Origin of the sequence: Halalkalibaculum sp. DA384 (assembly GCF_043951955.1) — a bacterium.
Taxonomy (GTDB): Bacteria; Bacteroidota; Rhodothermia; order Balneolales; family Balneolaceae; genus JAMQKA01.
This window is the reverse complement of the sequence record NZ_JBINJE010000009.1, coordinates 79,535-91,375: the sequence shown is the minus strand read 5'-3', so window position 1 is coordinate 91,375 and position 11,841 is coordinate 79,535. Positions and strand designations below refer to the sequence as shown.

Sequence of the window (11,841 nt, the reverse complement as noted above, 5' to 3'; positions counted from 1 at the left end):
CCAGAGAAATACCATTAGTATTTTGCCTGTCAGCTTTGTTAATGGCGATCAGCGCGCACGGCGGACAGGCTCAGCGCGTGATGGAGAAAATTGATCGCGGCGTAGTAGCGATACCTGACGGGGATGATTCCGCCTTTATCAGCTGGAGGCTGCTGGCAACCGATTTCTTTGACACCAAATTCAATGTATACCGAAAATCAGACGGTCGTCCCCCGGTAAAACTCAATGAGTCGCCCCTGGCAGAAGGTACAAATTTTGTGGACGAACGCGTGCCCGCCGGGGCGTCTGATATCACATACTTTGTGAAGCCGGTCGTGGATGGCCGGGAGGGTGAGACCAGCGGGTCCTATACACTCAATCCCGATAAACCGTATATCTCCGTGCCGGTGAACGTGCCCCGGGGATACACCTCGAACGATGCATCTGCCGGGGACCTGGATGGTGACGGGCAATATGAGATTGTAGTACATCAGACCGGTCGTGCCCACGACAACTCGCATTCCGGCTTTACCGACGAGCCGATACTGGACGCCTACGAGCTGGACGGTACGCATCTCTGGCGTATCAACCTGGGCAAGAATATTCGGGAAGGAGCGCACTACACGCAGTTTATGGTGTATGACCTGGACAGCGACGGAAAGGCAGAGGTGGCCTGCAAAACGGCTGATGGCACGGTAGATGGAGCGGGCAAAGTAATTGGCGATCCCGACGCTGATCACCGCAACGAAGATGGATATATCCTTGAGGGGCCAGAATTCCTGACAATTTTTAATGGAGAAACGGGAGCCGAGCTGGTCACAACAGATTATATCCCGCCGCGTCATCCGGATACGCTCACTCCAACCAGTGAGCAGCTGGAGGAACTCTGGGGAGACGGTTACGGCAACCGGGTGGATCGCTTTCTGGCGGGCGTGGCGTACCTGGACGGCGAGCGTCCCAGCTTGGTAATGGCCCGTGGCTACTATACGCGCTCGGTAATTGTTGCCTGGAACTGGCGGGATCAGAAGCTCACGCGCCAGTGGATATTTGATACAAATGAGGGATATCCCGACTATGCCGGGCAGGGCAACCACAGCCTGAGTGTGGGTGATGTCGATGCCGACCAGAAGGATGAAATTATCTATGGCTCGGCGGTGATTGATCATGATGGCACCGGCCTGCATTCCACTGGTATTGGCCACGGAGACGCACTTCACTACGGGGACCTTGATCCGATAAATCCCGGTCATGAGATATTCCACATACAAGAGCGTTTTGATGATGCCGGGGCCAACTTCCGGGAGGCGGAGTCGGGCCGCATACTGTGGAAAAAGCCGTCCGTAACCGCCAGTGACGAGGGCGAAGGACCGGGACGCGGATTGGCGGCCAACATCGATCCGCGCTATCCGGGTACCGAAATGTGGGTGCGCGGCGGTGGAATTGAGGGGCTGTTCAATGCCAGAGGAGAAAAGATATCTGAACAGAAGCCGGCTTCCTGCAATTTTGCTGTGTGGTGGGATGGCGACCTTCAACGGGAGTTGCTGAACAGGAACCGGATCACAAAATGGAACTGGAGAGCAGAGGCGACGGAGCTGATCTTCGAAGCGGAAGGCGCCACCTCGAACAACGGGACCAAAGCAACTCCGACATTGAGTGCAGACCTGTTTGGCGATTGGCGTGAAGAGGTGATCTGGCGTGCGGAAGAGGGAGACGAGCTCCGTATTTACACCACGGCAATTCCAACTGAACACCGCTTTTATACCTTGATGCATGACCCGACCTATCGCCTGAGTATTGCCTGGCAAAATGTGGCTTACAACCAGCCGCCTCACACCAGTTTCTATATTGGAGAGGATATGAGGCAGCGTAACATTCCACCAGAAATTGAACTGGCTGATTGAAGAAGCCCAACAAAAAAGCTGGAGACTATTCTTCACAATGCAGATGTTTTGTCTTGATACAAAAGGAACGTAAAAATAAAGGCGGTGAATGGGGCCACCCGCTGCAGTCTCAACCGGCGTGGAAATTCGTTGAGATGCGACATGTCGGGTCTGTACTGGATCTTGGTCGGCTTTCGCACCCCATTCAAGGCCGGGAAAGCAGGATATTTATTGTCGTCCCCCCCCCCACATCAAACAGAAACTCTTTCGGTCGGGGCATGGTGCAATACCCCGTTCATACGACCTGTTCCTTCGAAATCCTTCATTCATAATCCCCCACTCCGCTGCATGCAGGGATGGCACGAGCGAGACGCTCGCACCAGTATTAGAATTAAGTTCAATGGTTTTAGCACAGGCGCGGTTTTGTTATTTGTGGACTGGTTATTCGTTACTTGAACCAGTAACGAATACCTGATAACCAATAACTAATCCCCGGCAGTGATTTTGGGAATGTTTTTACAAAAGGCCACTTTTGCCAAGAAAACTGGTTTTCAAAACTTTTTGAGATAGCCCTGAGTAGTTTTAGATACCTCCATTACGTGATGGCCCGGTCCAAATGCATGTATCCCCCATCGATGTGGATGAACTGCCCGGTGGTGTGGGAGGCGCGGTCCGAAAGGTGAAACAGCACGGTGTCGGCGACTTCATCCGGGGTGGTCATACGCTGCTGAAACGGTATCTTTGCGACGATCTCCTTCTTTTGGGCTTCCGGGTCGTCAAATTTTTCCAGCCACTGGCGGTAGCCCGGCGTCCAGCACTCGGCGATCACGAGGGCGTTCACCCGGATATCATCATCCCGGAGCTCCAGCGCCCATTCGCGAGTCAGTGCGAGCACGCCTCCTTTGGCAGCGGCATAGCCGGAGGTTTCGCCCTGGCCGGTCAGCGCCACTTTTGAGGCGATGTTGACAATCGATCCCGATGATTTCCGCAGGAAGGGCAGGGCGGCCTTGGTAACGGCAAAAAAGTGAACCAGGTTCAATTTCAGGGAATCAATAAATTCGTCGTAGGATGCGTCGAGCCCCACCCCGTCATTGACGCCGAGGTTGTTAACCAGTCCATCCAGCCGTCCAAAGTGATCGGTGGCCTGTTCTACCGCATTTTGGCATCCCTCCGGCGTGGTGAGGTCGGCTTCTACAAACAGGGCATTATGGCCGAGCTCCCACAGCTCCTGCTCCATCTTTTTTCCGCGGGTACTTTTGTCTACAATGACGGGGATGCCGCCCTCCTCCACAATATGTCGAACAATTGTTTCCCCGATACTGCCCGGCAGTCCCGCACCGCCGGTTACCATGATCACTTTTTCTGTCAAATTGAGATCCATAAATAGGTTTTCTTAAACTTATTAATCATGAAGATTTAATCATAAAGATGAAATCTGCCGGTGAAAACGGAGCCCTTTCCCAAGCCATACGTGTTGATCGGTCTCGATCTCTTAATGGGCAAAGCAGATCTGGTATCCGCCTGAAAAAATCCGGACAGTGAACCTGAAATCCCGTTCAAACGGGCGGCACGGTTTGGCAATGTTCTCTGCCTCCGATAGTTCCGTGGTTAAATAAATTATGTTTTTCCGGGAATACAAACCAGCACTCAATTCCCAAAAATCTGTATATCCGTTTGAAACGGGATAAAAATTTGGAATTTAAATAAAAAAAACGGTCCGGCACGATCAACGCGCTTGTGGAGGCAGCGATGCCACAGTTTTTGCCGGAGCCACTATCGACTACTTCGCTTTCCCAAAAAGTACATGGTTTCGTTTAAAATGACGGCTGGTTGAGAAAACCTCTTCTCCCTTTTATTGGTTAGACGAAATTTGTATTCTTAGCTGGGATTGGTTTCGCAAGGGATTTAAAATGAATACTAAATCGGGATTACAGGAGATACGATTAAATGGATGAATTAAACAGTGATCGCCCGCGCGATCCTTACCTGTTGACAGAAGATGATATTAAAAAGCCTCCCAAAACCGTATGGGGAACGATAAAACACCTGGGACCCGGATTCGTCCTGTCAGCCGCCATAGTGGGTTCCGGTGAATTAATCGCCACGACCACCCTCGGGGCACGGGCCGGATTTGTTACGTTCTGGGTGGTGATACTTAGCTGCCTTGTCAAGGTGACACTACAACTTGAATTCGGCAAACATGCGATTAGTACCGGTGAAACGGTAATGACGGCATTTAACAAGCTGCCGGGATGGAGCTACCGGCAGGTCAACTGGTCGATATGGACCTGGCTGTTTATCCAGGTATTCAAATTGCTGCAGGTGGGCGGCATTGTCGGTGGGGTGGCCATTACCCTGAATATCGTCTTTCCCTCGGTAAATGTAACCCTCTGGACCGCCCTGACCGCAATCACGGCATCGCTACTCGTTTTCAGGGGATACTACACGTTTGTTGAACGTTTTTGCCTGGTGATGATCGCCTTTTTTACGGTCTTTACCTTCCTTTCGGTGTATTTTTTGCAATACACCAGTTACGCCATAGGGTGGGGAGACATTCTGTTTGGTTTGGAATTTAACCTGCCAACGGCGATGGTCGGAGTCGCCATCGGGGCTTTCGGCATTACCGGGGTGGGAGGAGACGAAATTATGTACTACCATTACTGGTGTCTTGAAAAGGGATATGCCGCCTATACAGGTCCGGTGGAAAAGAGTGAAGAGTGGACTCGCCGCGCCCGCGGATGGATCAGGGTGATGTACTGGGATGCGTTCTTGTCAATGGTTGTATATACCCTGGTTACAGCTGCTTTTTATATTTTGGGTGCGGCGGTGCTGCATGCCCAAAACGTGGTACCCGAGGGGTACCAGATGATAGAGACGTTATCGGGGATGTACACCGAAACGATGGGTGTCGGTGCCCAAAATGTATTTTTGATCTGTGCTGTCGTGGTCCTGTTCTCGACTCTTTTTTCGGCCCTGGCAAGCTGGACACGTATCTTTTCAGACTGTTTCGGCACCCTTGGCGTGTTTGATTTTTATGACATCGAGCAGCGCAGGAAGGCGATCGCCATTTTTGCCTGGGTGTTCCCGGTCTTGTGGGCCCTGCTGTTTCTGTTTATGCAGCTCCCTGTTCTGATGGTGATAATCGGGGGGTTTTTTACGTCCATACTGCTGCTTATTGTTGTGTTTGCAGCGATCAATTTCAGGTATGTGCGGCTGGATGACCAATTGAAGCCCGGCCGGTTTTACGATATTGCCTTTTGGATCAGCGTGGTTGCCATTCTCCTTGCCGGAGTGTACAGCATCATCCAGGTGATTTGAAGGCTTTACATTTCCAGGCGAAAGTAAACGTTAACAGCAAAAGTTCCGGTATAATGAAAATCGACGCGCACCAGCATTTTTGGAATTATGATCCGCAGCGCCACGGGTGGATTAACGAGGAGATGAAGGTTCTAAAACAGGATTTCCTACCGCTCCATCTCAAAAAGGAGATGGATAAGGTGGGCGTGGAGGGATGCGTGGCCGTCCAGGCAGACCAGACGGAACGGGAAACCGATTTTTTGCTGGAACAAGCCGAGGAACACGATTTTGTGAAAGGCGTTGTCGGCTGGCTGGATATCAGGGCTGATAATTTAGAAGAACGGTTGAACCATTATGCTGAACATGAAGCATTGAAGGGGCTCCGCCATATCGTACAGGATGAGCCGGACGACCGATTCCTGCTGCAGCCTGATTTTTTACGGGGAATAAAGACATTCGGAGACTACGATTTGACCTATGATATTTTGATCTACGCCCGTCATCTGCCGGTGGCCGTGGAGTTTGCCTCAAAGTTCCCTGACCAGAAATTTGTGCTCGATCACATCGCCAAGCCGGAGATCAAGACCCAGAAGATTGAGGAATGGGAGAATGGAATACGCGAGCTGGCGAAGCATCCCAAAATGTATTGTAAAATCTCCGGAATGGTGACCGAGGCGGACTGGCAACACTGGAAACCGAAGGATTTCACACCTTACCTGGATGTAGTATTTGACGCCTTTGGAGCGGATCGGCTGATGTTTGGTTCTGATTGGCCGGTATGCACCCTGGCGGCCGGCTATCGCGAGGTGTATGAACTGATTGGAGATTATATTTCCGGTCTCTCTCAATATGAACAAGGACTAATTATGGGTAAAAATGCAATCGCTGCGTATAACCTGTACTGATTAAATGCCGGGCAATGATGAAAGATTATTTTTCAGCTGTTTTGTTCTCTACACTGGTACTGCTAAGCACACTCTCGATGCTACCGGCACGTGCCCAACAAATACAAGAAGAACCTGTCGATTATGTAGATCCCCTGATCGATACGGTTGAGCCACGCTGGCTGTATTTTTCATCTGCCAGTCGCCCATTTGGAATGGTCAACCTGAGTCCGGATACGCAGACGGATGGAACCTGGAATTCGGGATATCGGTATGGCGACCGAACCATTCGCGCGTTTAGCCATATCCATGCGTGGCAGCTCTCCGGGGTGCCGGTAATGCCAACAACGGGACCTGTAAAGGGGCACCAGGGGTATGATGCGTATGAATCCAGGTTTTCGCATCGAGACGAAATCGTAAAGCCAGGTTATCACAAGGTGCACCTGGAGGACTATGGAATTGATGTAGAACTTACCTCCACCAAGCGGGTGGGGTTTCACCGCTACCGGTTTCCGGGGGAGCAAGAGGCGCATATCCTGTTTGATATCGGTGCAAAGCTGGGCCATGGTGAGATGCAGGATGCAATGATCCGCCGTGTTTCTGACCGGGAGGTGGCGGGATATGCAGTAATGGCTCCCACATTTCGACGTAAGAAGCCCTCTACGGTCTATTTTGTAGCACGGATTGACCGGCCGATGTCAGGATTTGGTGGCTGGAGGTCGATCGGAGGGGAAAAGCAGGTGGTTGCTGATAATGCGAACCGCATTGAAGGAGCCGGAAGTGGTGGATTTATGCGATTTTCATTTGACGAACCCGAAACGGTCAAAATGAAAGTGGCACTTTCTTATGTCAGTGAAAAGCAGGCTCGGCTAAACCTCGAAACGGAGCTTGCACACTGGAATTTTAGCAGGGTGGTGAAGGAGTCAAGGTCGGAATGGAACCGCTGGCTCTCAAAAATTGAGGTAGAAGGAGGAACCCATGATCAGCGGGTCAAGTTTTATACAGATCTGTGGCATTCCCTGCTTGGCAGGCGGACCTACAGCGATGTAAATGGTAAATATACAGATAATACAGGCCCCGAACCGGTAGTCCGCCAACTTCCATTGGATGAAAATGGGAAACCAAAGCGCCATATGTATAACTCAGACAGCTTCTGGGGCGCGGAATGGACCATTAACCTGCTCTGGTCGCTGGCCTATCCGGATGTTATGAATGACTTTGTGGCTACAATGGTAGAGTATTATAAAAATGCCGGGATGATTGCGCGGGGTCCGAGCGGTGGAAATTATACCTACGTGATGGTGGGAGACCAGGTTACGCCTCTTATTGCCGCGGCTTATAACAAAGGGATTCGAAATTTTGATATTGAAGCGGCGTGGCAGGGAGCACTGAAGAACGCCTATCCCGGGGGAATTCGGAGTCATGCTGGGTATGAGACGGGTCCAAATGCAACAGGGGGCGGAATGCAGTATTATGTTGATCAGGGGTGGATCCCCGTTCATCCTGAAGGCCAGGGGTATCACCGGGAAGGAGCCGCCCAAACGCTGTTCTATGCCTACCAGGACTGGACTTTGGCACAGTTTGCCAGGGGACTGGGTAAAGAGGAGTATCATGATACCTTTTTGCAGAGGTCCGACAATTGGGAAAACTTGTGGGACTCAGAGACGGGCTGGATACGCCCGAAAAATCCGGATGGCTCGTGGCTGGAGGGATTTCAGCCGGTGTTGCCGGACTCCTTCAACGCACCGGGTTTCGTAGAGGGAAACGCCGCCACTTTTTCTCATTACGTCCCCCATGACATGGAAGGACTTATTGAGGCATTTGGAGGTTCTGAAGCTTATGTAGCGCGATTGAATGAACAGTTTGAAAAAGCCAAAGGCAGCCGTTTTATAGCCGAAGATAAACTTCACGCCGAGAGCTGGATTGACTATTCCAACCAACCGAGCTGCCAGATGGCTCACCTGTTTAATTTTGCGGGTGCTCCCTGGCTGAGCCAGTACTGGGTTCGCCAGGTTAAAGAACATACCTTTGGAGACACCACCCCTTTTGGTGGGTACAACAGCGATGAGGATCAGGGCCTGATGGGGGCTTTGGGCGTACTGATGGCGATAGGATTGTTTGATGTCCAGGGTGGGGCTGATGTGAATCCCAAGTGGGAAATAACGACTCCGATTTTTGATAAAGTTACAATCCATCTCGATGCTGAATATTACTCCGGCAAAACGTTTACGATCCATGTTGAGGGAGACCCGAAAGAAAATGTGTATATCCAATCCGCAAGGTTAAACGGGAAGCCGCTGAATCGTTACTGGATTAGACATGAGGAGATTGTTGAGGGTGGAGAACTAACATTGGAGGTAGGCCCTGAACCGAATGAGAAATGGGGTGTGAAAGGAGAATCCCACTCTGAGTGATTTGGGAACAGTACTGGTGAAACCTAAAAGCGTTTTTAACCTAATTAAGATGAGATTTCTTAGATTTCTTTCGCTTTCCTGTTTTATAATCTTGCATTTTTTTTCTTATGCAAAAGCCCAAACTTTATCTTGGCAACAGGTGGAACCGGGCATCTGGAAAGCGGAAGCAGGAGAACCCGAGGAGTATGACCTTTTGACTGCGTCCGGGGCAGAACCCCGCCTAGCAGCATTGGCTGCAATGGGAGAGGCTGATTTCCCCTTGCCGAAACAGGATATCAAAGTCCGGATCATTGACGGGGAAACCTACCTGCGATTTCCCCTACAGCGGGGAGAGCAGATTTACGGATTTGGACTCAATTTTAAAACGGTTCACCAACGCGGGCGCATCCTGCGACTGCATGTGGACCATTATGGGGGGGAAGACAACGGCAGGACGCACGTGCCCACCCCTTTTTGTATCTCATCAAATGGTTACGGCGTGTTTATTAACTCGGCGCGCTACATAACGGTGTATGCCGGTACGGCCGTACGAAAAGACAGCGAGCACCCGCCGGTGGTCCGCGACCGCAATACCGACTCCGACTGGACTTCCCGCCCGTACTCGGATGTGGTGGAGGTGCTGGTTCCAGCAGAAGGAGCTGAAATTTATGTCTTTGGTGGTCCTACTCCGCTCGATGCCGTGCGCCGGTATAATTTGTTTAACGGTGGAGGTCCTTTACCACCACGGTGGGGACTCGGCTTCACTCAGCGGGTGCACCGGTTGTTTACGGCCGATGATGTCCGGAAGGAAGCCAACGAATTTGAAAAAAGGGGATATCCACTGGACTTCATCGGGCTGGAACCAGGTTGGCAGAGCAAGTCGTACCCCGGGACATTTGAGTGGGATCAGGGGCGGTTCCCCCATCCTAAAGAGTTTACCCAGGAGATGCTGGATAGGGGCATTCGGCTAAATCTGTGGATCAATCCCTATGTGTCTCCGGACGCTTCATTTGCAGAAGAGATAGAACCCTATACCGGCTCTCACACGGTCTGGGCGGGCATGGTCCCGGATTTTAGGATGGAACAAAGCCGAGATATTTTTTTCTCCCAGCTGGAAGAAGACCAAGTGGATATCGGGGTAAGCGGCTATAAAATTGACGAGGTGGATGGTTATGATCACTGGCTCTGGCCCGATGTGGCTACATTTCCTTCTGGATTGACGGGTGAACAGATGCGGCAGACCTATGGCCTGCTTGTGCAACGCTATAGTGAAGATATGTTTGAGGAACGCAACCGGCGTACGTTCGGGCTTGTGCGGGCATCCAATGGGGGCGGAACCTCCTTCCCGTACGTAATTTACAACGACTATTACAATCACCGGAATTTTATCACGGCCCTGATCAACAGCAGCTTCGCCGGGGTGCTGTGGACACCGGAAGTGCGTGCCTCTGATACAGGTGAGGAGTGGCTGCGGCGAGTCCAATCAGTGGTATTCTCACCGATGGCCATGATCAACGCGTGGTCCAGTGGCACCAAACCCTGGTCGTTTCCCGAGGTAGCGGATGAAGTTCGGGAGATGTTCCTGCTACGCATGCGCATGATGCCCTATTGGTACAGCGAATACGCCAAATATCATTTCAAAGGCATCCCGCCATTTCGGGCGATGAACTTGGAGGAGGGGTTTAGCTCGAATCTAAAGATGGAGCAAGCAGAAACCAGTCTCGAAGAAAACCCTTATGCCGAGGCGGTTCGACAGGAGATCACAGACCAGTACATGGCGGGTCAGTACCTGCTGGTAGCCCCGATGTTTGAAGGCCAAGAGAGCCGGGAGGTGGTTCTGCCGGAAGGACGATGGTATGATTTTTATACCGGCGATTACGTGGGTGGCGGAGAAGTGATTACTGTTTCTCCTGGTCTGGACAAGATACCGGTATATGTAAAAGACGGTGGGATAATTCCAATGATGCCGGCGATGATGCACGCTCCCGAACTTGGCCAAACAGTGGATATAGAAGTCCGTCATTATGGTCAAAGAGAGGGGAGCTACAGGCTGTATGATGACGACGGTACCACCTATGATTATGAGGATGGGGAATACCAATTTCGTGAACTTACCGTAATAAAGACCCGCGATGGGAAGCTAAAAGGTAGTATCTCACCACCCGAACCTGGGAAACCCAATACCGTGGGTGAGGTGACCTGGAAATTTATGAGCCAGGGAGTAGAGTAAAAGTTTAAACATCGTCAGTTTCAGTGCCCAAGACATACTGCTGCATTAGTCTGTAGCCGCAGCGGCGTGTTTATCGATGTACATAGTCGGCGTCATATTTTTTTCCGATTTAAACTGCCGGTTGAAGTTGGAAATATTATTAAAACCGGATCGGTAGCATATTTCTGAAATATTATATTTTTGTTCCAACAGCAGCTTGCAGGCATACCCAATCTTTACTTCTTTTAGAAATTGAGTAAATGTCTTTTTCTGGATCCGCTTGAAATACCGACTAAATGCAGATGGATTCATATTTACCAGGTCCGCCACATCGTCAAGAGAGATATCATTAGTGAAATTTTCCATTACATATTCATACACCTGCAGAATTTTACTGTCTTTCTTTCTTTCAAAACAGCGAACAAAACCTGGGCTGGAAAGGATGCTATACTCTTCCTGCAGGGCCAAATATTCCAGGATATCCAATAACACTTTAACTTTTTTTAATCCGTGCAGGTCAAAAAGGGAATTAACAAGCTCCCGGATTTTCGGATTCGACGTCCCTTCAAATTTGATACCGTGTTTAGACCGACCAAAAAGGTTCAATATAGGTCTCATCTCCGGGATACTTAACAAGCCCGTCTCAAATTGCTTATTGAACCGAATAACATTTGCCTTGGCCTGTAGGTCGGAATCCTCCTCAAAGTATTTATCATCATTGAGCCAGAGGTGAGGTAAACTTTCACCGATAAGTACAATTTCACCCGGCTTAAATCTTTCTATACTGTCTCCCACAAACCGCGTGCCCGAACTTTCCAAAATAATGACCAGTTCAGTTTCAGGATGATAATGCCATACTTTTAAAAAGTTTTTATAGGAATGGTTTTCTACGACAAACGAGCGGTTGTGGTGTATAGACCGTTTTAAGAGTTCTGCTTCCATCACAATCCCTTTTTTTATAAACGATATAATCCCTTATTCAATACTCTACTTTGAACAATTTTGATTTAAAAGTCAACTTTTTCACTTATTAAGCAATATTAGTACAATCAAATGTCAATCAGATAGTAGAAATATGGGGACGGGTTTCGAAAAATGATAATTCAGTCAGGGTTGAATTATTACCTGACCTTGCGAGAGGAATACGTCGGCTCGGTATACTGGTAGTGTTAGCAGGTTCTGTTACTATTTTATGAGTT

Annotated in this window: 7 protein-coding genes; 5 read left to right on the top strand and 2 right to left on the bottom strand. The window is 50.0% G+C overall.

Annotated elements, in window-relative coordinates; genetic code table 11:
• The first annotated feature begins 41 nt into the window (after positions 1-41).
• Positions 42-1,880, top strand: coding sequence for a rhamnogalacturonan lyase (locus ACG2E4_RS07315; RefSeq protein WP_395276144.1), 1,839 nt, complete (start codon positions 42-44; stop codon positions 1,878-1,880).
• A gap of 574 nt (positions 1,881-2,454) precedes the next feature.
• Here ACG2E4_RS07315 and ACG2E4_RS07310 read toward each other — a convergent pair.
• A complete protein-coding gene (locus ACG2E4_RS07310) occupies positions 2,455-3,240 on the bottom strand; it encodes an SDR family oxidoreductase (RefSeq protein ID WP_395276143.1) in 786 nt (261 codons plus the stop codon).
• Between the two features lie 566 nt (positions 3,241-3,806).
• On the opposite strand from ACG2E4_RS07310, the gene ACG2E4_RS07305 reads away from it, so the two are divergent.
• From ACG2E4_RS07305 to ACG2E4_RS07290, 4 genes are read left to right on the top strand one after another with little or no spacing between them, the layout of a single operon-like run.
• The gene (locus ACG2E4_RS07305) at positions 3,807-5,177 is read left to right on the top strand and encodes an Nramp family divalent metal transporter (protein WP_395276142.1); all 1,371 of its coding nucleotides are present in this window, start codon (positions 3,807-3,809) and stop codon (positions 5,175-5,177) included.
• A 53-nt stretch (positions 5,178-5,230) separates the two neighbouring features.
• Positions 5,231-6,061 (top strand): amidohydrolase family protein, encoded by an 831-nt coding sequence (locus ACG2E4_RS07300; protein WP_395276141.1) that lies wholly within the window; start codon positions 5,231-5,233, stop codon positions 6,059-6,061.
• Between the two features lie 14 nt (positions 6,062-6,075).
• Positions 6,076-8,454, top strand: coding sequence for a GH92 family glycosyl hydrolase (locus tag ACG2E4_RS07295; protein WP_395276140.1), 2,379 nt, complete (start codon positions 6,076-6,078; stop codon positions 8,452-8,454).
• 49 nt (positions 8,455-8,503) lie between these two features.
• Positions 8,504-10,663 (top strand): TIM-barrel domain-containing protein, encoded by a 2,160-nt coding sequence (locus ACG2E4_RS07290; RefSeq protein WP_395276139.1) that lies wholly within the window; start codon positions 8,504-8,506, stop codon positions 10,661-10,663.
• 45 nt (positions 10,664-10,708) lie between these two features.
• Here ACG2E4_RS07290 and ACG2E4_RS07285 read toward each other — a convergent pair whose 3' ends face one another.
• Positions 10,709-11,584, bottom strand: a complete 876-nt coding sequence (locus tag ACG2E4_RS07285) for an AraC family transcriptional regulator (protein ID WP_395259104.1) — start codon at positions 11,582-11,584, stop codon at positions 10,709-10,711.
• Positions 11,585-11,841 lie beyond the last annotated feature (257 nt).